This window comes from Thiobacillus thioparus DSM 505 (genome assembly GCF_000373385.1).
Taxonomy (GTDB): Bacteria; Pseudomonadota; Gammaproteobacteria; order Burkholderiales; family Thiobacillaceae; genus Thiobacillus; species Thiobacillus thioparus.
In genome coordinates, this window is sequence record NZ_KB891327.1 from 49,201 (window position 1) to 70,896 (window position 21,696).

General features: G+C 63.6%; 21 protein-coding genes and 1 pseudogene. 8 read left to right on the forward strand and 14 right to left on the reverse strand.

Annotated features, from left to right (window positions below; translation table 11 throughout):
• Window positions 1–97: 97 nt before the first annotated feature.
• The 4 genes from B058_RS0109435 (at window position 98) to ppx (ending at window position 4,555) form a co-directional block, all read left to right on the forward strand.
• On the forward strand, window positions 98–625 hold the full coding sequence (locus B058_RS0109435; protein WP_018508230.1) for a hypothetical protein: 528 nt from the start codon (window positions 98–100) through the stop codon (window positions 623–625).
• A complete protein-coding gene (locus B058_RS0109440; protein WP_018508231.1) occupies window positions 625–1,542 on the forward strand; it encodes a CobD/CbiB family protein in 918 nt (305 codons plus the stop codon). Before B058_RS0109435 ends, B058_RS0109440 begins: the two co-directional genes overlap by 1 nt.
• A gap of 296 nt (window positions 1,543–1,838) precedes the next feature.
• Window positions 1,839–3,077, forward strand: a complete 1,239-nt coding sequence (locus tag B058_RS0109445; RefSeq protein WP_018508232.1) for a nucleoside recognition domain-containing protein — start codon at window positions 1,839–1,841, stop codon at window positions 3,075–3,077.
• Window positions 3,074–4,555, forward strand: coding sequence for an exopolyphosphatase (gene ppx, locus B058_RS0109450; RefSeq protein ID WP_018508233.1), 1,482 nt, complete (start codon window positions 3,074–3,076; stop codon window positions 4,553–4,555). The genes B058_RS0109445 and ppx overlap by 4 nt, the downstream gene beginning before the upstream one ends.
• Here the strand turns inward: ppx and B058_RS17880 are convergent.
• Window positions 4,548–4,829, reverse strand: coding sequence for a hypothetical protein (locus tag B058_RS17880; RefSeq protein ID WP_157265754.1), 282 nt, complete (start codon window positions 4,827–4,829; stop codon window positions 4,548–4,550). The two genes, ppx and B058_RS17880, sit on opposite strands and share 8 nt — an antisense overlap.
• 453 nt (window positions 4,830–5,282) lie before the next feature.
• Here B058_RS17880 and cfa point away from each other — a divergent pair.
• A pseudogene (gene cfa / locus B058_RS16775) lies at window positions 5,283–6,454 on the forward strand (cyclopropane fatty acyl phospholipid synthase).
• A 6-nt stretch (window positions 6,455–6,460) separates the two neighbouring features.
• Here the strand turns inward: cfa and B058_RS0109460 are convergent.
• Window positions 6,461–7,255, reverse strand: coding sequence for a glutathione S-transferase family protein (locus tag B058_RS0109460; RefSeq protein ID WP_018508236.1), 795 nt, complete (start codon window positions 7,253–7,255; stop codon window positions 6,461–6,463).
• A 233-nt stretch (window positions 7,256–7,488) separates the two neighbouring features.
• Between B058_RS0109460 and B058_RS18170 the strand changes: the two genes are divergently transcribed.
• Window positions 7,489–7,659 (forward strand): helix-turn-helix domain-containing protein, encoded by a 171-nt coding sequence (locus tag B058_RS18170; protein WP_018508237.1) that lies wholly within the window; start codon window positions 7,489–7,491, stop codon window positions 7,657–7,659.
• Window positions 7,660–8,422: 763 nt separating this feature from the next.
• On the opposite strand, the gene B058_RS0109475 is transcribed toward B058_RS18170, so the two are convergent.
• From B058_RS0109475 to B058_RS0109530, 12 genes are all read right to left on the reverse strand, one after another.
• A complete protein-coding gene (locus B058_RS0109475) occupies window positions 8,423–8,899 on the reverse strand; it encodes a hypothetical protein (protein ID WP_018508239.1) in 477 nt (158 codons plus the stop codon).
• A gap of 398 nt (window positions 8,900–9,297) precedes the next feature.
• The gene (locus B058_RS0109480) at window positions 9,298–9,909 is read right to left on the reverse strand and encodes an OmpA family protein (protein WP_018508240.1); all 612 of its coding nucleotides are present in this window, start codon (window positions 9,907–9,909) and stop codon (window positions 9,298–9,300) included.
• 240 nt (window positions 9,910–10,149) lie between these two features.
• Entirely contained in the window at window positions 10,150–11,247 is a 1,098-nt protein-coding gene (locus B058_RS0109485) for a GGDEF domain-containing protein (RefSeq protein ID WP_245539288.1), read from the reverse strand.
• A 157-nt stretch (window positions 11,248–11,404) separates the two neighbouring features.
• Window positions 11,405–11,821, reverse strand: a complete 417-nt coding sequence (locus B058_RS0109490; protein WP_018508242.1) for a hypothetical protein — start codon at window positions 11,819–11,821, stop codon at window positions 11,405–11,407.
• Between the two features lie 15 nt (window positions 11,822–11,836).
• On the reverse strand, window positions 11,837–12,484 hold the full coding sequence (locus B058_RS0109495; RefSeq protein WP_018508243.1) for a class I SAM-dependent methyltransferase: 648 nt from the start codon (window positions 12,482–12,484) through the stop codon (window positions 11,837–11,839).
• Window positions 12,485–12,545: 61 nt separating this feature from the next.
• The gene (locus tag B058_RS16780) at window positions 12,546–13,421 is read right to left on the reverse strand and encodes a cytochrome c (protein ID WP_018508244.1); all 876 of its coding nucleotides are present in this window, start codon (window positions 13,419–13,421) and stop codon (window positions 12,546–12,548) included.
• 60 nt (window positions 13,422–13,481) lie between these two features.
• Window positions 13,482–13,985 carry a DNA-deoxyinosine glycosylase gene (locus B058_RS0109505; RefSeq protein WP_018508245.1) on the reverse strand — a complete coding sequence of 168 codons (504 nt, stop codon included), beginning with the start codon at window positions 13,983–13,985 and terminating at the stop codon, window positions 13,482–13,484.
• A 50-nt stretch (window positions 13,986–14,035) separates the two neighbouring features.
• Window positions 14,036–14,446 carry an ester cyclase gene (locus B058_RS0109510; RefSeq protein ID WP_018508246.1) on the reverse strand — a complete coding sequence of 137 codons (411 nt, stop codon included), beginning with the start codon at window positions 14,444–14,446 and terminating at the stop codon, window positions 14,036–14,038.
• A 173-nt stretch (window positions 14,447–14,619) separates the two neighbouring features.
• A complete protein-coding gene (locus B058_RS0109515; protein WP_018508247.1) occupies window positions 14,620–15,306 on the reverse strand; it encodes an NHL repeat-containing protein in 687 nt (228 codons plus the stop codon).
• Between the two features lie 45 nt (window positions 15,307–15,351).
• Window positions 15,352–16,572, reverse strand: a complete 1,221-nt coding sequence (locus B058_RS0109520) for a hypothetical protein (protein ID WP_018508248.1) — start codon at window positions 16,570–16,572, stop codon at window positions 15,352–15,354.
• 76 nt (window positions 16,573–16,648) lie between these two features.
• Window positions 16,649–18,649, reverse strand: a complete 2,001-nt coding sequence (locus tag B058_RS16785) for an autotransporter domain-containing protein (RefSeq protein WP_157265760.1) — start codon at window positions 18,647–18,649, stop codon at window positions 16,649–16,651.
• Window positions 18,650–18,963: 314 nt separating this feature from the next.
• On the reverse strand, window positions 18,964–19,797 hold the full coding sequence (locus B058_RS0109530) for a class I SAM-dependent methyltransferase (protein WP_040724248.1): 834 nt from the start codon (window positions 19,795–19,797) through the stop codon (window positions 18,964–18,966).
• 296 nt (window positions 19,798–20,093) lie between these two features.
• Here B058_RS0109530 and B058_RS0109535 point away from each other — a divergent pair, with 296 nt between their 5' ends.
• Window positions 20,094–21,095 carry an AraC family transcriptional regulator gene (locus B058_RS0109535; protein WP_018508251.1) on the forward strand — a complete coding sequence of 334 codons (1,002 nt, stop codon included), beginning with the start codon at window positions 20,094–20,096 and terminating at the stop codon, window positions 21,093–21,095.
• Between the two features lie 110 nt (window positions 21,096–21,205).
• On the forward strand, window positions 21,206–21,598 hold the full coding sequence (locus tag B058_RS0109540) for a DoxX family protein (RefSeq protein ID WP_018508252.1): 393 nt from the start codon (window positions 21,206–21,208) through the stop codon (window positions 21,596–21,598).
• Window positions 21,599–21,696: the final 98 nt, after the last annotated feature.

A 21,696-nucleotide genomic window follows, 5' to 3' on the forward strand; every position in this document is an offset into this window, starting at 1 on the left:
TATGGTCGAACTTGAAGACAGGCTGGTGGACATGGCGCGCATCGGGCGTGGCACGAGGCTGTGGTATCTTCTCGCGTTGTAGAAGGGGGTTGCATCCGTGTTCAAGAAACAGTGGCCGGCGTTTGTGCTGGCGTTCGTATTGCCGATCGTCGCGGTTTTCTGGTGGTGGGGCGGCTTCAATTCGGTCGGCGTGACCGAAACCGTGGCCGGGCCGTATCGTTATGCCTATCTCGATTACGAAGGCCCGATCAGCAATATGCGCAAATCGCAGAATGCTGTGCTGGACCGGTTCACTGAGGCCCGGGTGGCGGCAGGCGACACGATCAGCGTCATTCTCACCGATCCGCGCGCCGACAACGGCAAGGTGCGCGCGCAACTGGGCTATACCCTGGCCGATGACGCCCCGGTCCCCGCCGGCCTGAAGGAAGGTCGAATTGAGCGGCGTCCGGTCTACATGGCGCGTGTCCAGGCGGCAGTGCTGCTGGCGCCGTCCAAGGCCTACCAGGCGCTGGACGACAGGCTGGAAGCGCATGGCAAGGGCATCGTCATGCCGACGGTGGAGCTGTACCGTCCGGCAGGCCAGGCCGACCGGATCGGTGTCTTTACCCTGGAAATGAACCGCTGATGGCGTTCTTCTCCGTCTTCGCTGCCATCGTGCTCGAGCATGTGCGCCCGTTGCGGCAGCCGTTGCCGCATTACCAGCGCTACACCTTGTTCATCCAGTGGCTCCAGCGCAAGCTCAACGCCGGCGAATACAGCCACGGCGCGATCGCCTGGACGCTGGCCGTCATGCCGGTACTGATGGGCGTATGGCTGGTTTTCTTTCTGCTCAGTGGCATCAGCCCGTTTCTCGGGTGGGCGTGGAATGTGGGCGTACTGTATGTCACCCTGGGCTTCAAATATTTCAGCGACGACGCCGAACGCATCGCACGCCTGTTGCGGGCAGGCGAGCTCGATGCGGCGCGTGCACAGCTCGACGCATGGCGTGGTGGCGATGCCAGCGCGTTCAGCGCGGACGACATCGCGCGCGTCACCATCGAGCAGGTGATGGCGGCGAGCCAGCGCCAGATGTTCGGTGTGCTGCTCTGGTTCGTACTGCTGGCGCCGCTGGGGCCGGTTGGGGCCGTGCTGTTCCGCACCGCTTCGATCCTGGCACGCCGCTGGGCGAGCACCCAGAGCCGGTTCGGCCTGTTCGCCTTGCGGGCCTTCCATGTCGTCAACTGGCTGCCTGCCCGGCTGACTGCGCTGACCTATGCCATTGCAGGCAATTTCGAGGACGCCACCTTCTGCTGGCGGACCCAGGCGCCGGGTTGGCCGGAACCGGAAGAGAGTGTGGTGCTTGCCGCCGGCGCCGGCGCCATGGGGGTGCGTCTGGGCCAGAGTCTCAATGTGGGGAATGAAACCGTGTGGCGGCCCGAATTGGGCACCGGCCAGGCCCCCGACGCCGACTGCATCGACAGCGCGATCAGCATGATCTGGCGTGGCTTGGTGATCTGGCTGGTGGCCGGGCTGCTGGTCGTCGTCGCCGGCTGGATTTCCTAAGGCTGAACCTAAAAACCGCAGTTGACCGCTCAATAATCTAATCGAATTCCGCATGAATACTGGCCCTTTAGCCTTTGAACGCGTTCATCGGGAAGGTAATTCTGTTACGCACCCGCTGGCTCGCCAGGCCATGCGCCTGCATTTGTCGCTCGTCGTTGCAGGCATGAGCCTGCGGCCTCCTCGCTTCGCCCTAATGGACTCCGATCCACTACGGGCTGAAGCCCGTGTGGAATCGTATGCGGCAGTCGCCCGCCCTGACGCCCTATCGGGCGCGTCCAACTGCGGTTTCTAGGTTTATGCTCAACGCGCTGTGGGTCGGCTTTTTCCTGGTCGCTTTCCTGATCGCGCTGTTCAAGCTGGTTTTCCTCGGCGACGCCGGCGTGTTCGCTGCCGTGGTCAAGGCGCTGTTCGACAGCAGCAAGACGGCGTTTGAAATCGCGCTGGGCCTCACCGGCGTGATGGCGCTGTGGCTGGGGGTGATGAAGGTCGGCGAGCGCGCCGGCATGCTCGACGTGCTGACGCGCGGTCTGGCGCCCCTGTTTCGCCGCCTGTTTCCCGACGTGCCGCCCAACCATCCCGCGCTCGGTGCGATGACCATGAACATGGGCGCCAACATGCTGGGACTCGACAACGCCGCGACCCCGCTCGGCATCAAGGCGATGCAAGAACTGCAAAATCTCAACCCTTCGCCCGACACCGCCAGCGATGCGCAAATCCTGTTTCTGGTGATTAACACTGCGTCGGTGACCCTGCTGCCGGTTACCATCTTCACCTTCCGCGCGCAGCTCGGCGCCGCCGACCCCACCGACGTCTTCGTGCCGCTGCTCATCACCACCTACATCGGCACCCTGACCGGCATCCTGGTCACCGGCCTGTTCCAGCGCCTGCACCTGTGGAACCGCGTCACGATGGCGTATATGGGCGGCGCCACCGCGCTGATCGGCGGACTGGTCGCGTATTTCTCCAGCCTCGACGCCGCCGAAATGACGCGGCAATCGGCCATCCTCAGCAACGTCGTGCTGTCCGGCCTCATTGTGACCTTTCTGTTGATGGCGGTATGGCGTCGCGTCAATGCCTACGAAGCCTTCATCGAAGGCGCCAAGGAAGGATTTAACACGGCTGTCACCATCATTCCGTATCTTGTTGCGATGCTGGTGGCGATCGGCGTGTTCCGTGCCAGCGGCGCGCTCGATTTGTTGATGAACGGCGTGCGCAGCGGTGTGCTGGCGCTGGGCCTCGATGCGCGCTGGGTCGACGCCTTGCCCACCGCATTGATGAAGCCGTTCTCCGGCAGCGGCGCGCGTGCCATGATGATCGATACCATGCAGACCCACGGTGCGGATTCCTTCGCTGGACGGCTCGCTTCCATCGTACAGGGCAGCACCGAGACGACGTTCTACGTGCTGGCTGTGTACTTCGGCGCGGTCGGCATCAAGCGGGTGCGTCACGCTGTCACCTGCGGGTTGATTGCCGATGTCGCCGGCATCCTGGCCGCCATCGGCATGGCCTATCTCTTTTTTGGCAAGTCCGCATGAAAACCTACGATACTCTTGCCGCCGTCGACCTCGGTTCCAACTCTTTCCGCCTGGAGGTGGCACGGGTTGCCGGCGACCAGCTCTATCCGCTCGACTCGTTGAAGGAAACCGTACGACTGGCCGGTGGGCTGGGCGTCGACAAGCGGCTTGACGACGCCACTCAGGCGCGTGCGCTGGACTGCCTGCAGCGCTTCGGCGAACGCCTGCGCGGTTTGTCGCCGGAAGCGATCCGTTGCGTCGGCACGTCGGCGCTACGGGTCGCCAAGAACGCCGGTGAATTCATTCCCAAGGCCGAGGCCGCGCTCGGACATCCGATCGAGATCGTCGCCGGACGCGAGGAAGCGCGGCTCATCTATCTGGGCGTCGCGCATTCGCTGCCGGCGTCGCCCGACCGGCGTCTGGTCGTCGACATTGGCGGCGGCTCCACCGAATTCATCATCGGTCACGGACTGAAGCCGCACGAGCGCGAAAGCCTGCACATGGGCTGCGTCAATTTCTCCACACGCTTCTTTGCCGACGGGGTCGTCGACAAGGCTGCGCTGAAAGCCGCCGAGACCGCGGCCCGCGTCGAAGTCGAGCGTATCGCGAAAGAATTTTCCCGCGGCAACTGGCAACAGGCGGTGGGCTCAAGCGGCACCGCTCGCGCGCTGCGTGAGATCCTCGAACAGAGCGGCTGGTCGGCACACGGCATCACTGCCGACGGACTCGCCCAGCTGCGCGCCCAGTTCGTTCGGGCCGGCCGCCTCGACGCGCTCGAATTGCCTGGCCTGACGCGCGACCGCCGTCCGGTCATCGCCGGCGGCTTTGCCATCATGGCAGGTCTGTTTGCCGAGCTCCAGATCGAGCAGATGGACGTCGCCGAGACCGCCATGCGCGAAGGTATCCTCTACGATCTGCTGGGACGTTTCCACAAGCACGACATGCGCGAGGCGACAGTGGACGAGTTCATGCGCCGTTACCACATCGACACCCGCCAGGCCGCGTGTGTCAGGCAGGTGGCGATGAAGCTGCTGGCCGCCCATGGCGGCAGTGACGACGACGACAATGACGTGCGCTTTCTAGACTGGGCCGCGCGCCTGCACGAAATCGGGCTCATGGTGTCGCACGGTGGCTACCATCGCCATTCCGGCTACATCCTGGAAAACGCCGACATGCCCGGTTTCTCGCGTACCGACCAGGCGCGTCTGGCACTATTGGCGCGGGCTCAGCGCGGCGCGCTGACGAAGCTGCCGGCATTCGCTGCCGGTACGGTGTCGGACAACGACCGCTTGCTGGTATGGCTGTTGCGCCAAGCTGTCATCCTCTGCCGCAACCGAGCCGAGCCATACCTGCCCGAGGTGGAGGTGGACCTGAGCCCCAAGCGTTTCCGCCTGACCTTGCCCGAAGGCTGGCTGGAAAGCAGACCGCTCACCCAGCGTGCGCTGGAGGAGGAGGCAGCATACTGGCAAGCGGTGGGAATCAAGTATCCGTTCACCTAGAACGGGTTTGCGCATCGATTTCAGCTAGGGACAGGCCGGCATTGCCAGCGCCTGCCAGGTCGCTCCGCGTGCATCGATCACGAACGCCGTCACGCCCAGATCGGCGGCTTTCCATCCGGGTCGCAGACTGAAGCACCGGCGGGCAGGAACTGCAACCTTCCGCGGTATACAGTTCGAGCAGGCTGTCACGCGATGCGCCGCTGACGGCATTACAGGTGGCGGCATCCGTGGCAGGGATGGCCAGGACACAACAGAACAGCAGGGCGATACGCATGAGATCTCCCGTCGGAAGTCTCTTGGTCGCGTCGGGCGAACGGGCCTTACAAGCTGAAGCGTGGCCGGTCGTGCTGGTCAGGAATAATCACGAAAATATATCTTATAAACGCTACGGTCAGCCGCAATCCGCTCTGGCAGATAGGGTGTCCATGAGTGGGATGGCGCGTACGGGAATGCTGAATATGCAGCCTGGGCATTGCCGGTCAGCGGCGAGCTATTTTTCTGAAAACCCTATATATACAAGCGTGAATGGAAATCCGCCAAAGGGTCTCTCCCGCCAAATTACTGCGTCTTGGATACGGGAAACCTATCCGGACGGACAGCACGAAAGAGACAAGGTAAAACGTATATATCGACATATACGATATATAAGATATAAAAAAATCGTTTGTTAAATAGGTATCGAAAATCTACTCTGGTCGCCTCAAGGTTTTTAGAAAGGGAACCCTCGATGCAAACGGAAGACGTGCTCGTCCTTGACCCTGCCGGGAATGCTCCGACGCACCCGCCGCCCCCCGCTATCATTCGCGAGCTTGCCGGCGATGCCGGCGTCACGATCAACGGCGACGCGCCCTGGGATATACGGATACTCGACGAACGCGTCTACCAGCTTGTCTTGACGAAAGGTTCGCTTGGCTTCGGTGAGGCCTATATGGACGGGATGTGGGAATGCGAGCGGTTGGACCAGCTTTTCCACCGTCTTCTGAGCGCCCAGGTCGAGGAAAAAATCGACAACTGGTCGCAGCTGCGTCTGCTGGGCGAAATCCTGCGCCATAGCCTGTTCAATCTTCAATCCAGCCGACGCGCCTTCCAGGTGGGCGAGCAGCACTACGACATTGGCAACGACGTGTTCGAGGCCATGCTCGACCCGACCATGAGCTACTCCTGCGCCTACTGGCACAACGCGGCCGGGTTGCGGGACGCGCAACTGAAAAAACTCGACATGATCTGCCGCAAGCTTGAGCTGAAGCCCGGCGAACGCATGCTTGAAATCGGTTGCGGATGGGGGGGCTGGCCTGCTATGCGGCGGAGCACTACGGAGTCGAGGTGGTCGGCATCACCATCTCGAAAGAGCAGCAGAAGCTGGCGCGGGCGCGCTGCGAGGGCCTGCCGGTATCGATTGAGCTGATGGACTATCGGGACCTTACCGAACAATACGACAAGATTGTTTCGGTAGGCATGTTCGAGCATGTCGGCCCGAAAAACTATGCTGTCTATTTCGACACGGCGCATCGCGCGCTCAAGGACGACGGACTGTTCCTGCTGCATACCATCGGTAATTCCGTTACTTCGCCGAAGACCGATGCCTGGATCGACAAATACATCTTTCCCAATGGCAAGCTGCCATCGGCCAAAGAGATCGCATCCACTCTGGAAGGCCGCTTCCTGATCGAGGATTGGCACAACTTTGGTCAGGATTACGACCATACCCTGATGGCCTGGTGGGAAAACTTCGACATCGCCTGGCCTTTCCTGGAGGCCAAGTACGGCAAACGTTTCTACCGCATGTGGAAATATTATCTGATGAGCTGCGCGGGTTTTTTCCGGTCCCGCCAGGGACAGCTCTGGCAGTTGGTCCTGAGCAAGCCGGAAAGAGGCGGCGTCTATCGTTCGGTTCGGTAACGCGCTTTACAGCAAGCCCAGTTCCGCATCGGTCGCACTATGCGCATACTTGTTTCGCGGTGGCCAGGGGCGGGCACGCCAGTCGGGTGCCGGCGACAGGGAAGACTTCGTCCGCCCGGGCGGCAAGGCGCCGTTCCCGGCTCCCTTCGAATAGTCGTAATAGAGCTTGACCACTTCCTCCAAGGTCGTCTGCTGGGCGGCCGGATGCGAAATGCAGGCGTCGACCCACTCGCGCACGCGGGCGTAGCGATCGTCGCCGGGCAGCGTGAAGCCTTCGTAATATTCCAGAAACCAGAAACGCTCGAAGAACGGCGTGAACACGGCCTCCGCCCAACCGAATGTTTCGAACAGGAAGGGGCCGGACGGCGCATGCTCCAGCAGGAAATCGTTCAGCAGGGCATATTGCTTCAGCATGTCTTCCCGCAGGACCGCACAGCGCGTGGGGTCCTGGTTCATCAGCCAGGTGTAGCCCTGGCTGAAAAAATCGGCATCCATCCGCGTCAGCATGTTTTCCACCGCACGCCGGTAAGGGTCGCGTTGGGCGACTGGGTGTTCCGGATAGAGGTCCTCAAGATACTGCAGGATGACCAGGCTTTCCTTGATGATGTGCCCGTCGGCCGTTTCCAGCACCGGCAATGCCGTGGTGCCGCGGGTCTTTTTCAGCAGCCAGTCGGGGCGCGGCTGGGTGATGTCGATCACCTGGAAGTCGATTTCGTCGCGGCGGCCCTTCAACGTCAGCAGGATGTCCAGCCGTTGGCAGAATGGGCAGACGGGGATGTGGTAAATGATGGGCTTGCTCATGGTTGGGATGGGGGTATGGCCCTGGAGAAAAGCTGACGATAACGCAAATGGCCAATGTTTGTCCTAGCCGGGCTCAATCGTTATGTCAGGCCGATTCATTCGGACACGGGCATCAGGAATTCCGTATGATTTCGGCCTGCAAGCGATCGGCCCGGTAGTTCCCCCACATGGCATGGCCGCGCGCGGCGACAAGCTGAGCGGTCGCTGCGCCAATTCCTCGTCTGCCGCCCGTCATGATCTTCTTTCTGACAGCGGTGGTGGAGTATGGCGGCGTGATCAAGGCGGCCGAGCGGCTGCATCTTTCGCAGCCGTCCGTGTCAACCGGCCTCAAGGCGCTGGAGCAGACGCTGGGCCAGAGCCGCTCTTCGACCGTTCCATCCCAGCCAACCGGCCGCTTCGCCTGACGCTGGCAGGCCGCCGCTTTTACCGGCATGCGCAAGAGATCCTCAGGCAATGCGATGCGGCGCGTGTCGATTTACTGGGCGAGGCCGGAGAACAACGTCGGATTCGCGTGGGCGTTCTCAATACCTTGCCGCACGAGGCGATTGCCGCGCTGGTTCAAACGGTGGCAAAACCGGCGCCGAACGTGCACCTGGAGGTTTGGGAAGCCTCTGCCGATCGTGTGGCCGGATGGCTCGCACAGGCGGGATCGACCTGGCCTGGACGAATGTCAACGATCTCGCCGCCAACGCGCGCGTATTGTGGCGCGAACCCCTGGTTGCCCTGGTGGCGCCGGAACATCTGCTCGCGCAGACGTCTGGGCCATTTCGGTTCGGGATTTGGGGGCGCATCCGTTTGTACACCGATCGAGTTGCGAGCTGGATGCTGTAGGCTGCGCGCAGTTGAAGGCTGCCGGCGTGACGTTGCGTGTGACCGTGCGTGCCGAACGTGAAGAACGTGCTTTCCGGCTGATACGAAATGGGAAGGGAATGACCCTGGCGCCGCGCAGTCTCGTCCCGGACGACCGGGTGGCTTGTGCCGGTGTCGGGGTTGAGCGTGGCGAGAACGATCGGGGTTTGAATGGCGCGAGGAGCTGGATCCAGTGCTGCATGGCCCTGTCGCCGATGCGATGGAGGACGTGGTGTCGCTGATGCCTGTGTCGGCGGAAACAGGCGGGCAATCGAAACGAACCAGATAGGGACGGCGCCGGGCCGCTCTGATCTGCTCTTAGATCGAGGCGCGCACGTTGCGCTCGATGTTCACTCTGTCGGAAGGCGTGTGGATTTCAGGAACGGGCAGCGTGCAGCGCTTTGCTCGCTCAATGGACATCTGGATCATCGTTTTCGCGTGCCCGACAAAACGCGTCAGCGCCTCGCATTTTTCGCGGCAGATGCAGCTTCGGTCCTCGATCAGGCGGGATACCGTCACCGCGAGCGCGTCACAGGCGTTCACCAGGCGATCGAAACCTGCTGTGCTGGCGCATTCGCGCAGGCGCATCAGCGCCAAGGCATAGGCCGTGATCCTGTCTTCGGTCAAGGTCTCGGGATGAGTAAAACATTGATGGGCCGTGATGTTTCCCATCTCGTTCAGTACGTCCACTGCCGCTGCAACCAAGTCCTCGGATGTATCCGCCCGCTGTTCCCGCTTGGCCGGAGTCGTGACACCGATCCGATGTTTGGAAGTCAGATATTGCATGTTGCGCATGGCATATCTCCTGATTTTCGAGATGGCCAGCGGCGTACGAAGGGGGCTGACTGGCCTGATGATTACGGCAGGTGCAAGGCAAACTTTAACGTCTGTACCACTATAGACAGGTTTATTTGTACTACTAGGTGGGATTCAGTCCTTCTTTTACTCAAGATAGCTCAGATGCGGACACTGTCGAGCCGGCAATCCGAATTCAAGCAAATTCGACCGGGATCGTTCCTGTTTGTTCACGAAACGTCGATATCCTTGGCCATGATCTGCGCCGGCGGATTCGAGATCGATTCCACCTATGGGCCGGTGAGGCCAGTACGGGCTCGGTACCTGCATGCGCGCGGCCCACACAAAATAATGCGGGGACCGAAGTCCCCGCAGACGCGTCAATTGAAACGAATCAATCAGCGTTGTTCTATCAGTTCGACACGACGGTTCTTGAAGCGCCCCTCGTCCGTGGCATTGTCGGCAACCGGCTGGGATTCCCCGTAGCCCTTGGCGGTCAGCCGGTCCGCGGCGATGCCCTTGCTGATTAGGTAGTTGCGAACGGCTTCGGCGCGCCGCTGTGACAGCTTCATGTTGTACTTGTCACTGCCTCGGCTGTCCGTGTGGCCCGCGACTTCGATGTTCACATTGCCCCATTTATCCAGACCGGTGACATCCTTGTCGATGATGGCAATATCTTCCTGGCGCAGCGTGGCCTTGTCGAAATCAAAATTCACGCCTTCCAGCACCAGTTTCTGCGGCGGCATGGGCACGGGGGCGACATAGGCGGCCGGTGCAGGCGCGGGCGGTGCGACATAAGCCGGCTCGGGGGCGGGCGCGGGTTCGGCCGCTGCAGTGACCGCCGCAGGCGGTGCAGGCACCGGGCAAGGGGTATCTAAAAGCTGCCGGCCCGGACAGCCGATCGTCCTGTAAAGCTCGTAGCCGATCGTTTTCCCGGTCGGGCTGGCGGCATTGGACGGATCGTAGAAAACGCCTTCTGCTGCGTATGCAGTCACAACCCCGGCAGACATCAGGATTGCTCCGAGGGTGCTAACAAGTAAAGGGGTTGTACGCATGTTTGATCTCCTATTAATGTGAGTTCGAGCAAAGCTGATGGCACACCCTGAAAGCGGAACGCCTATTTTTCCTGGAGTGCTTTGCCAAGCCGACAATTAAAGATAGGCCAAAGCGTTCACCCCCTCTGTACGCTGGCGAACATTAGGGCGATTCTTTTGCAATCAGGTGAGCCCGTGGCCTCATCGGCTGGGGCTTCAGATGGATTGTGTTTGATTCCGCCCAAGCGCCTTGGATTTGTACAGGGCTTTGTCGGCGCGGGTCAGCAAGGCATCCAGGGTGTCGTCCGGATCTTGCCATGCCGAAATGCCGATACTGACCGACCAGGCGATGGGCTGGCTTTCCCTTCCGGCTTCCTGAAATCGATTTGCAACAAGCCTGGCCTGTTCGAGATCGGCGTCAGGGAGAATGGCCATGAATTCATCTCCCCCGAAACGCGTGAGCTGGTCCGATGCCCGAAGCGAAGCTTTGACCTTTCTTGCGAACTCGACCAAGATTCTGTCGCCTTCGAGGTGGCCATGCGTGTCGTTGATATCCTTGAAGTTGTCCAGATCGAACAGCATGATCGCCAGCTTGTTGCCATGGCGTCGGGTATGGGCGATCTCCCGCTCGAGCTCTTCCATCGCCGCATTTTTGTTGAGGCATTTGGTCAGGCCGTCGTGGCGGCTGATGAACTCCAGGTCGTGCCGTAGCTTTTCCGACGCGAGCATGATCAGGCTGATCGTGCCGAGCGGAATCGTGAGGGCGGGAATCGCGATATAGACAAGCTGCGCGGCCGACGCGTCAAACACCCCGGTCGGAGGGGCGAAACCGATGAGCAGGGCGCCCAGACGGATCAGCCGCGAAACGATCATGATCGCCAGCGACGAGACCAGGATATGGCGCCCCATCGTTCTGGGCAAGGCCCGCAGCACAAGAAGGAGCTGATCCAGTACGACGATGAGCGTGAACAGGACCATGGTCCCGACGCGCATCCGGATGTCGGGCTGGACATACGTGAACCAGACAAAGAGGGCCACGAACAGCAGCACGAACAGGGCCAGCAGTACCCGGCTGTACTTCGGCGGCGTGCCGGCGAATTTCCGGGTGCCGATGTTCATCGCCATGAAGGCGAGCAACAGCGTCAGGTTGGCCAGGATGATGCTCAGCAGGTCCGGGATATGGTCCCGGGCGATGAAGAGCGGAAAACACAGCGCGATGGCCAGCGCAGCCAGACTCCATTCGCGCAGGCCCCGAATGGTTTTGGGATAGGTCTGCGCAATGATCAGCAGAATCCCGCTCATGGCCAGCGCCACGAAGAAGGAAATAATGAAAATGAGCAACGAGGGGTTCATCTATGGGACAACGTATGTTCTGGTCGTGCAGCTACCGGGCACAGTCTAGCGTATCGCGCCATTTCAGCCGTCGATAAGGGCCGGATCGGGGCGATTTTTCCTGGTGCCCCGAGGGCATTTATTGGGGCGGTTTGTGGCAGATTGGCCCGTCGACCGGATTTTCCACGCTTTCGGCAATTGCGGTGGCGATCTCGTGGACTTCCTCGGGCGTGAAGTGCTCGAAGAGGCGGCGGGCGATCGGGGGCGGAATGCGGACGGCGCGGGTCGTGCCGTCCGACAGCGTCACGGTGACGCCGGCGACGGCGTGGCTGACCATATCCTCGTCCGATTCAGCGAGCAGCATCTGCGCGTCCATGATCGCGTCGTACTCGGCCTCGAGCGCGTCCTGCAGATCGTCGTCCAGCCCGTCCGGCAGTTCGATGACAAAGCCGTCGATCTCGTCCTGCCGCATCGTGCTCGCGATCCCGTGCCCCGCCGCAAACGCCACGAAACGGTCACGTAGCGCCTCGTCGAAAAACATGTATTCGAAACCCATTTCGTCGTCCTTTCGCTATGCGCCTGCGCGCCGTGCGGTCATCAAAAACACCGGATAGTCCTGCGTCCCGGTCTCGCGTATCTTGGCAATGCTGAACACGGTCTGGAACCGCACATCGGCAAACCCCATCTGCGTGGCGCGCCGTCCCAGGTCGGTGCGGTCGAAACCATGATGCACCTCGACCCCGATTCCGTGGAAGCTGCCATCCTCCTGGTCCAGGTCAGCAATGCACAGAGTGCCGCCGGGATTCAGCAGATCGTGGAAGATGCGCAGGATATGGTCGGTGTCCGGCACATGGTGCAGCGTCATCGATGTGATGATCAGGTCGAATTTCTGGGTCGGGGCCGGGTCGGCGAGCAGATCCAGCTTCATCGGTGTCATGTTGGTCACGCCCTGCGCGGCGATCTTTCCCGCCACCACCTCGAGCATCCCGCTCGAACTGTCCGCCATCAGGATCGCGCCGAGCTCGTCCTTCAGCGGAAAGGACAGCAGGCCCGTGCCGCAGCCATAGTCGAGCGCGCTCATGCGTTTGTTCAAGGCTACGGCCTGCCGGATGGCCTGCGCAATCTTCAGCCCGCGTTCCTGGAACACCGGGTTGTCGTCCCATTGGCGGGCTTTGGCGTCGAAGTGGGCGGCGTCGAGTCGAGTCGGGCGGATCGTCATGGTGCGAAGCGGCGTCAATTGGCAGGGGGCGATGCGGGGCAAAGCCGGACGGTAGATATGGCTATTCTAATTGCCCTGGCCCGAATGGCGTGGATCGCGTGTGGTATTGGCGCTGTATTGCCATCTGGCGCAGATAGGCCAGCAGATCGTCCAGTTGCGCCTCGCTCAGTACCGCCGGCGCGAAGCCCGGCATGTTGCGTTGTCCCCAATTGCGAACCGATGCCGGGTCGCGGATCAGTTTGCGCAGGAACGGCTCGTTGAAGTATTCGGTCGGGTTGAACGGCCGGTTCAGGTCGGGACCCACCGTCGCATCGCCGCCGCCATCGATGGTGTGGCAGGCAGCACAGTGGGTCACGAATGCCTGCATTCCGCGTCGTTCCGCAGTGTCCGCGGCCGTCCTGGGCAGGATTTGCGGATAGCGCGTTTCCAGTGCCGCCGCGTCCGCAATCCTGGCAATCTGGTAAGGCCATTGCTCGGGCGAGATGCCGGCTTTTTCCGGCGCCCGCCACACCAGATAGAAAGGCCCGGCACTGCCGCTTCCCGGCTTGAGCGCCGGCCACGCGGCATCCGCCCGTTCGATGGCCAGCCAGGGCTGCGCCTCGCCGGCAAGCAGGCCGCCCGGGATATTGGCGACAAAGCCGTCGCGCGCGGTGAATTGCAGCGACTCGACCTGCGGCAATGACGCGATCAGCGCGGAGAGCGGTATCGCCTGGTAGCGCATCGTGCAGTGGTAGGCCACATCGTTCCGAATCTCGATGGTACGAAGCGCGGGGTGCCTCAGCAGTTCGGTGCGAGTGAACCGGTGCGGCTGCGCGCCCACTGCAATATCGATCGACGGTTCTGCCGCACGTGCCATTCCGGACCACACGATGGCCAGCAGGACGGAGGCGGCAAGGTGGAGCAGGTTGCGGACGATGATGGAATGGATAGCGGACATGGCGGCGTGTAGGAAGGGAAGACTCGCGGCCGCATCAAGAGGTGCAGCCCGTTGGACGCGTCAATTCTGCAGCACGGCCGCCCAGCGCGTCAGCTTTTCTTCGAACGGCATGGCCGCATGGGCCGGGCTGGTCGAGGGCAGCGTTTCGTATCGGATGGCGCGTACGGCAGCCGGCAGGCCAGGCAATACCAGTCTCCGGTAGAGGTCGGCCGCCTTGCCGCCGTTGAAGCAGATCAGCTCGACATGGGGATGGGTTTCGATGAATGCGACGAAGTCGTTCGGCACCACGCTCGAATGCACGATCGCGGCGTCGAGGCTGCCCGGCCGCTGTGCTGCGGCGCATACGTCCCACAGCGCAATCCTGTTCCGAACCAGGTTTTGCGCGCGGTCCTCGTAGGGCAACTCGGAGCCCGCACCGAAGAGACGGCCCATGATTTTCCAGAACGCATTCTGCGGCTGCGCGTAATACTGCTGCCGCTGGAGCGACACCTGGCCGGGCAGGCTGCCGAGGATCAGGATTCGTGCATGCGCGTCGGCGATGGGCGGGAAGCCTTGGGCGTGCATCGGCTATAGCGAATGGGCTGTCGCCATATGTCAGTCAGATACCGTCAGGGTCATGCGCTCAGTGGAATTCCCAACTGCCGGGCCTGCGCTGCCGAGTCCCTTGCACCCCAGCGACGTTTGATCTTTCCGCCTTCGATCTCGAACCACTCCATCGCCACCAGTTCGTAAGATTTGCCGGTGGGTTGATGGCCAAATGCTGGCGCACGAAAGGTTCCTGACTCGACGTACCTTGCCGCCACGACATTGCCTTCCGCAATCAGGCTCTGGATATCGAGTTGCATGCCGTAGCCCTCGATCAGCTGGCGCCAGATGGGCTCGATCTTCTCGAACAGTCCCTTGCCAAAGACACCTTGAATCTCGGCTTCCTCTGCAAGTAACGCCCTCAACGTGTTCATGTCGCCGCGATTGAACGCTTCGACATAGTGGCGAACGACCTGCTTGGCTTCCTCCTCGACCGACATGGCTTCTCCTATCGTTGGTTGCCGTGAAGCTTACTCAGATAGATGAATCTGCGGCAAGTGGAGACTGCCGCACTTGCCGCAGATTCACTCGCCGAGACTGTTTCCCCCCAGGCCCCGTTCAAAACACGCCAGCCGCACAGCCATTTGTCGGGTACGGCCGCGTGTGCAGCCATTCACGCCGGCGTCCGTTTCGGACGCCGCACGGCACGGACCTTGCCGCTCGGTCCGCCGCCGCAATAAAACAGGTTTGCCCCGTCGGACTCCAACCCGCTGACGCCGACGCCGGGGGGCATTTCGAGCCGTTCGAGCACGGTGCCGTTCTCCGGGTCGATGCGGCGGATATCGCTGCCGTCGTCTTCCCAGGTACCGTGCCACAGTTCGCCGTCGACCCAGGTCACGCCGGTGACGAAACGGTTGGATTCGATGGTGCGCAGGATGGCGCCGGTGGCGGGATCGATCTGGTGGATCTTGCGGTCGCGGTACTGTCCCACCCACAGGCTGCCTTCGGCCCAGGCGAGCCCCGAGTCGCTGCCGTGCCCGGGGGCCGGAATCGACGCCACGACGTCGCCTGTGACGGGATCGATCTTGTCGATGCGCGCTTCGGCGATCTGGTAGAGGTGCGTGCCATCGAAGGCGGTGCCGGCGTCGCCGGCGCAATCGAGCGTATGCGCGAGCTGGCCGCTCTCGGGGTCGAAGGCGACCAGCCTGGGTCCGGTGGCGGCCCAGACGTGGCGACCGTCGTGGGTGACGCCGTGGATGTTCTCGGCGCCGGCGATGGGGCCGTATTCACGCACGATCTCAGCGGCGCGCGCCGGTGCCTGGGGGGTCGTTTCGACTGTCTTGGTTTGGGGCGTGGTCATCGTTTTACTCCTTTGGGCGCGCCGGAATGGCGCCGTGAGATCAATCTAACCGAGCGGCAGCGTAGCGGGGAGTAACAAGATCGTCGTGAATCCCGCCAGAGGCGGCGCCATCCAGCGCTGCGTGCGCGCACGTCCGATCGAGCGCACTTTTTCCTCTGCCTCCAGTTCGACGAGTGCACGCTGTACCGTACGCTGGCTGGCCCCGAGCGCCAGCGCGAGGGCCGAGGTCGACCAGGCCGTGCCGTCGGCCAGCAGCGCCTGCAGCGACGCCTGGTCGCCATCGATGGGGGGCACCAGGACGACCACGGCGTGTTCGCCGTGCGGCGTGAGCGCGAAGCCGCGCGCGGTGGCCTCGATATGCGCCAGCGGTGCAGCCAGCGCGCGCAGGCGGCCGATCTCCACCCGCAGGCGCGCGCGGTGCGTCTCGTCGGGCCGGCGGGTGTGGAACGCGCGTGCGATCAGGGTGTCCCGGCTTACATCGCCAGGCCATGCCTCGGCGAGCGCACGTGCCAGCGCGAACAGCACCGGCCGGCGCGCCAGCGGCCGCCAGATCGTGCCGGTGCGCAGGCCGTGGCGGCAGGCGTCGACCACCAGCGCGCCCGAGGCGAACAGGGCTTCCACCTCGTCGAGGCGCAGGGGATACTCGTGGTCCGCGTGGACGCGCCGGGCGGCGGGACGATCGAGCGCGGCGCGCACCTCGGTCACTTCGGCGAGGAGTGCGGGTACGCCCGCGCGTTCGGCCGCATCCAGGGCGCGCATGAGTGCGGCCTGCGCTGCTGCCGTGCGCAGCGAGCGCAACGCCACCTCGGCCGCGGCCATCTCGGCTATTGCCTGCAGCGACGGCGGCACGCCCTGCGTATCGAGCGTGGACAGGACGGACGCGGCCTCGTCGAGGCGACCGAGCAGGAGCAGCCGGCGCACCAGGATCAGACGTGCGTGCAGCGCATTGGCGCGATCGGCTCGCGTCTCGAGCGTGGCCGCCGCGGTTGCCAGTGTTCGCGGCGAGCCGAGGAGGTCGCGCATCGCCAGCGCCACCTCCGCCTCTGCGACCACGCAGCGTGCGTGCGCCACTTCCTCGCGGGCGCCAAAGCCGCGGGCGGCACGCCGCAGCAGCTCGCGGGCACGTGGGTATTCGCCGAGCTGGGCCATGGCGGTACCGCGGAGGGCGAGCGCTGGCGGGTCGTCGCGCAGCGCGACGCGCTTGAGGGCACCAAGCGCGTCGCCGGCAACGAGCGCACGCGCGGCAGCGGCGATCAGGGAATCCATCGCGACAGGGTACCCATCAAAGGGGCCGCCATCAAAGGCGCCGGGCACATGGCCCGTTCACGGCCCGACGGAATATTCAGAACGCCATGCGGTAAGCCGTTGCCAGCCACATATTGGGCGCGGCCCCCTCGGTCGTGACGTTCAGCATGAGCGACGCCGTGCCGCCCCCCAGCCTGCCTTCCACGCCGCCGCCTGCGCGCAGCCAGGTTTGCTTGTTGTCGGTGCCGGGAACATCGAAGCCGAACAGCCCCACCACCTGGCCGCGCGTGTCGGCCTGGCGCGCCTGGAATAGATGGGCGACCTCGAGCGTGCCGATCAAGCGCAGGGTACCGGCAAGCTGACGACTGGCGTTGGCACCGATACGCAACTCGGTCGCCTTGGTCGTGCGCGCGTCGTACGCCACCGGAAAACCGCCGCCGGTTTCGGTGTAAGCGTCCGTGCGCGTGTCAGTATGGCTCACATCGGCATAAGGCGTGAGATCGAACTGGCCGAGCGACAGCGCGTGATCCCAGTCGATCCGCGCGCGCAGCCCCCAAGTGAACGTGTCGGCCTGGCCATTGGACGTGGTCGGCAGCCCTGCATTCAGATAGCCGCGACGCACATCCGCCTCGCCCCACATGCCGTAGGCATCCAGGGTCGCCCACAGCGCATTGGATAACGGCAGCAAGGTCTCGGCCATCAAATAGGTGCCATCGGATCGGGCTGCGCCGGCCTGTGAGAGGTTTTGTCTGCCCCAGGCTTGCCCCAGTGCCAGATTGAATTGCGCGCTGCCCAGGTTGATCCCGCCGCCGAGCTCGGCCGCACCCAGGTTGCCGTCGCGCGTGTCGTGGTTGTCCGTGCCCCAGTCCCCCGATACCCACAAGGCCTTCCGGCCGGCGGCCACCCGGCGCGACAGCGGACGGCTATGTTCGCCATGCATCACCAGATTGCTCATGCCCTGCGTCATGTCGCCTGCGCGGCTGGCTTCAAGCAGGCTGTGCTGCAAATCGGCGAGGCTGACCGAACCGCTGCCCGCAGCCGACACGCGCGCCAGATAGGCTTCGTCTCCGGAGGGGCCGTAGGCTTGCCCGACCACCGTGCTGCCGTCCGCCGACACCCCGGTGGCGCTGCCCAGAAGATAGCCCGGCGCGACGGTCACGCCGGCAGCGGCCAGCCAGTCGGTCACGCTTTGCATCCCACCTGCTTGCGTCCAGCGGAAGGCCTCCTGATAGTTGCTGGCGTTCACGCCGCGTCCCACCACCACCGATCCGTCGCGATTCGTCGCATAGGCCACGCTGTCGAACATCCCGCCCGGCAGGTCGCCGAGGCCCGTCATCCCGCCGGCCTGCGTCCAGCGGAACGCCTCCTGGCCATTGGCGCTCGTGCTGTATCCCACCACCACCGAGCCGTCGCCGCTCACGCCATAGGCTTCGCTGAAAAAACTGCCGCCCGGCAGGTCGCCGAGCCCTACCATCCCGCCGGCCTGCGTCCAGCGGAACGCCTCATAACCGCCAGCGCTGTTGCCCATTCCCACCACGACCGAGCCATCGTTGTTCACGCCCAGGGCAAAACTGGAATCTCCTCCGCCTGCCAGATCGCCGAGGCCCACCATGCCTCCCGCCTGCGTCCAGCGAAACGCCTCATAACTGAAGCTGGCGTTGTTGCTGTATCCCACCACGACCGAGCCATCGCCGTTCGTGGCGAATGCCTCGCTTTCAAATTGTCCGCCCGGCAGATCGCCCAGGCCCACGATGCCGCCCGCCTGCGTCCAGCGGAACGCCTCGAACTGGCTGCTCGCGTTGCGGCCGCGCCCCACCACCACCGCGCCATCGCCGCTCACGCCGTTGGCCAGGCTCTCGAACAGCCCGCCCGGCAGATCGCCCAGGCCCACCATCCCGCCGACCTGCGTCCAGCGGAACGCCTCGTAGCCGCTGGCGCCGATGCTGCGTCCCACCACGACCGAGCCGTCATCGCTCACGCCCGTGGCATAACTTGCAAATCCTCCGCCCGTCAGATCGCCCAGCGGCGTGAGCTCCGCTGCGCCGGCCGCGAGCGGGGCGAGGCAGGCCGCATACAGTGCGGCCTGCAATCCGGGCATTTTGAATGTCGGACGGAATGGGAAAGCCAATCGGATGGAACGGGCGCGTTGCATGGGTTTCCTTGGCTTGAGGGGGGAAGAGCTTCCGGAGTCGCGAGGCCGTGTGGGGGTGGCATCGCTGCGGTCACTTGTTATAACGCGTCCATCCGGGCTTACTTGAGACAAACCAAAACAAAAGGGCCGGACGGAGCTGGCCCTTTTGTCGTTCGAGCGTTTTTTGCATTCGCCGGGAACAGGCAAGCGGCGAGGCGTTGCGTGAAGCGCCCCTGCCGGTTATCCCCGCTTCCAGGCCGTCTCGCCCGGCCGTGGTGACCTTATTTACGGGTGACCACGACCTCCAGATACTCGCTGGGGACGACCAGCGAGTGCGCGCCGCCGACATTCTGGCGTTCGAGCAGCGCGCTAATGTCCTGGGTCAGGCTCGCCTGCCGATCGGGATCGAGCGCGGCGTAGACCTTGTAGGTCGGTCCGTAGAAGTTGCGGAACACCTCGATCCAGTGCGCGGCGGACTGATAGCGGAAGTTGAAGCGGCGCCGCTCGCAGTGAATGTCAGTGGCGTCCGGCCCCAACAGCTCGACGATGCGCGGCTCGGTTCCCCACAGCATCGGCGATTGCAGGCCGACCGGCGGCGGCACATAGGAGGCGATCAGGCGGAACAGGTCGCCGATGAAGCCTTCGGGCGTCCAACTCGCCAGGCCGATGCGGCCGCCGCTGCGCACCACGCGCGTCAGCTCCCGCGCCGCGCTGAGCTGGTCGGGCGCGAACATCACGCCGAACGTGGACAGCGCGACATCGAAGGCACCATCGGAATACGGCAGGTCTTCCGCATCGGCCGCCTGGAAGTGGACGTCCAGTCCGTTGGCGCGGGCGCGCTCGGCGCCTTTTTCGAGCAGTTCCGGCACATAGTCGGTCGAGGTCACGTGGGCAAAGCGGCGCGCCGCCGCCAGCGTGGCGTTGCCGTTGCCGGCGGCCACGTCGAGCACCTGCTCGCCGGCGCGCAGGTCCACCGCTTCCGCGAGGTGCTCCCCGACGATCTGCAGCGTGGTGCCGACGATGGCATAGTTGCCGCTGGCCCAGGTGGCATGCTGGCGCTGCTTGATCGCGCCGAAATCGACCTGGGCCGGTCTCGGTCCCGGGTCAGGCACCATGGACGGCGCGGCCGGGGTGCAAACATTCAGTTCGGTATTCATTTGGATGCTCCTCTCCTCATTCGGATGGACGAGGCCGGCGGGGCCGGCCGTTCGCTGCCTGGTCGCCTGGCCTCCACAGCGAATGCCTTGTCCTCGCGTCGCAGCCGGTCAGTCAGCGCCCCCATTGTCGCGAAGCCGGCCGATTGACATTTCACTCTGCGTCGCGCAAATATGCTCAAGCGTCCGGGATTCGTTGCCCTCTTGATTACGGGTCTGCGCTTCCTGATCGATCGTCCGTCGAAAGGTCCATGCCCATGAGCCGAGACACCCTTTCCGATCTGCTGCGCACCGTGCGCGTGCGCGGCGCCGTGTTCTATTACGTGAGCTGCAGCGACCCGTGGTCCACCGAGGCGCCGCCGGCCGGCGAGATCGCCGAGGCGGTGATGCCGGGCTGCGAGCATGTCATCGAGTACCACATGATCGCCAAAGGCAACGGCTGGGCCGCGGTCGCGGGCCAGCCGCCGGTGAAACTGGCCACTGGCGACATCGTCATGTTTCCGCAGGGCGATCGCCACGTCCTGTCGAGTGCACCGGGCATCGAGCCGCTGCGCCAGACGGCCGAGTGGGTGTTTTCCACCCGCAACGTCCCCAAGCCCATGCCGATCGCCTTTCATCATGGCGTGGTCGAACCGGGATCGCCGCTGCCCGTCGAGGCGGCCGACATGATTGCCGTGTGCGGCTTCCTCGGCTGCGACCTGCGGCCATTCAATCCCCTGATCGGGGCGCTGCCGCACATCCTGCATCTGCCGGCCGAACGCGCCAGCGGTTGGGCCGCTCGCGTGATCGAGCAGGCGGTCGTCGAATCCAACCACCCGCGACCCGGCGGCGACGCCGTGCTCGAACGGCTTGCCGAGATGATGTTCGTCGACGCCGCGCGCCGCTATCTCGACAACCTGCCCGAGGACGCGACGGGCTGGCTCGCCGGCCTGCGCGACCGTTACGTCGGCAAGGCGCTCGAACGCATGCACGACCGTCCGGATCAGGCCTGGACGGTCGACGACCTCGCCCGCGAAGTCGGCCTGTCGCGTTCCGCGCTGCATGAACGCTTCGTGCAATACCTCGGCGATCCGCCGATGCATTACCTGGCCAACTGGCGCATCCAGCTCGGCAGCCGGCTGTTGCGTGAATCGAATCGCACCGTGGCGACCGTCGCCCTGGAAGTGGGCTACGAATCCGAAGCCGCGTTCTCGCGCGCGTTCAAGCGCATGGTCGGCCTGCCGCCGGCCGCCTGGAAGAAGGCGCAGGCCAGCCGGTAGGCGATGGGGAGTAGGGTATGGGGATGAGAGAGATCCGGACTTGCGTCTTGAGGCCAATGCCTTAAGGTGAAGAGGGTTCCCACAACCTATCCTCAACCGGGAGCATGGCGATGAAAAACAACCTGGACGATGTCGGCAAGCTGGTCTTGCGTCTCACCCTCGGCATCCTGATTCTGCTGCACGGCATAGCCAAGCTCCGGCACGGCATCGCCCCGATCGAGGGTATGGTGGCCGGCATGGGCATGCCCGCCTTCTTCGCCTACGGCGTTTACGTCGGCGAAGTGCTCGGCCCGCTCCTGCTTATCGCCGGCTTCTATGCGCGCATCGGCGCCGCGCTCGTCGCCGCCAACATGCTCTTTGCCTTCGCACTTGCCCACCTCGCACAACTCACAAGCCTCAACGAACAGGGCGGCTGGGCGCTGGAACTGCAGGGCATGTTCTTGTTCACCGCGATCGCGCTGGTATTCATGGGACCCGGACGGATCAGCGTCAATCGGCGTTGATCGCTGCGATTCCTCAAAATCAGGCTGGTCTTGCATCTTTAATTCGTGCAATGAACCGCAGCCGCCCACATGAGTCTGACCAGGGAACCCAAGCAGAT

Coding starts and splice junctions, on each gene's coding strand:
- B058_RS16780 (WP_018508244.1), bottom strand. CDS start 13,421: ATGTCCGCTATCCATTCCATCATCGTCCGCAACCTGCTCCACCTTGCC.
- B058_RS0109505 (WP_018508245.1), bottom strand. CDS start 13,985: ATGCACGCCCAAGGCTTCCCGCCCATCGCCGACGCGCATGCACGAATC.
- B058_RS18170 (WP_018508237.1), top strand. CDS start 7,489: ATGATCTTCTTTCTGACAGCGGTGGTGGAGTATGGCGGCGTGATCAAG.
- B058_RS0109460 (WP_018508236.1), bottom strand. CDS start 7,255: ATGAGCAAGCCCATCATTTACCACATCCCCGTCTGCCCATTCTGCCAA.
- B058_RS0109490 (WP_018508242.1), bottom strand. CDS start 11,821: ATGGGTTTCGAATACATGTTTTTCGACGAGGCGCTACGTGACCGTTTC.
- B058_RS0109530 (WP_040724248.1), bottom strand. CDS start 19,797: ATGGTGCCTGACCCGGGACCGAGACCGGCCCAGGTCGATTTCGGCGCG.
- B058_RS0109495 (WP_018508243.1), bottom strand. CDS start 12,484: ATGACGATCCGCCCGACTCGACTCGACGCCGCCCACTTCGACGCCAAA.
- B058_RS0109540 (WP_018508252.1), top strand. CDS start 21,206: ATGAAAAACAACCTGGACGATGTCGGCAAGCTGGTCTTGCGTCTCACC.
- B058_RS0109535 (WP_018508251.1), top strand. CDS start 20,094: ATGAGCCGAGACACCCTTTCCGATCTGCTGCGCACCGTGCGCGTGCGC.
- B058_RS0109510 (WP_018508246.1), bottom strand. CDS start 14,446: ATGTCGGTCGAGGAGGAAGCCAAGCAGGTCGTTCGCCACTATGTCGAA.
- ppx (WP_018508233.1), top strand. CDS start 3,074: ATGAAAACCTACGATACTCTTGCCGCCGTCGACCTCGGTTCCAACTCT.
- B058_RS0109515 (WP_018508247.1), bottom strand. CDS start 15,306: ATGACCACGCCCCAAACCAAGACAGTCGAAACGACCCCCCAGGCACCG.
- B058_RS0109440 (WP_018508231.1), top strand. CDS start 625: ATGGCGTTCTTCTCCGTCTTCGCTGCCATCGTGCTCGAGCATGTGCGC.
- B058_RS16785 (WP_157265760.1), bottom strand. CDS start 18,649: ATGCCCGGATTGCAGGCCGCACTGTATGCGGCCTGCCTCGCCCCGCTC.
- B058_RS17880 (WP_157265754.1), bottom strand. CDS start 4,829: ATGCGTATCGCCCTGCTGTTCTGTTGTGTCCTGGCCATCCCTGCCACG.
- B058_RS0109475 (WP_018508239.1), bottom strand. CDS start 8,899: ATGCGCAACATGCAATATCTGACTTCCAAACATCGGATCGGTGTCACG.
- B058_RS0109520 (WP_018508248.1), bottom strand. CDS start 16,572: ATGGATTCCCTGATCGCCGCTGCCGCGCGTGCGCTCGTTGCCGGCGAC.
- B058_RS0109445 (WP_018508232.1), top strand. CDS start 1,839: ATGCTCAACGCGCTGTGGGTCGGCTTTTTCCTGGTCGCTTTCCTGATC.
- B058_RS0109480 (WP_018508240.1), bottom strand. CDS start 9,909: ATGTCTGCCGGGGTTGTGACTGCATACGCAGCAGAAGGCGTTTTCTAC.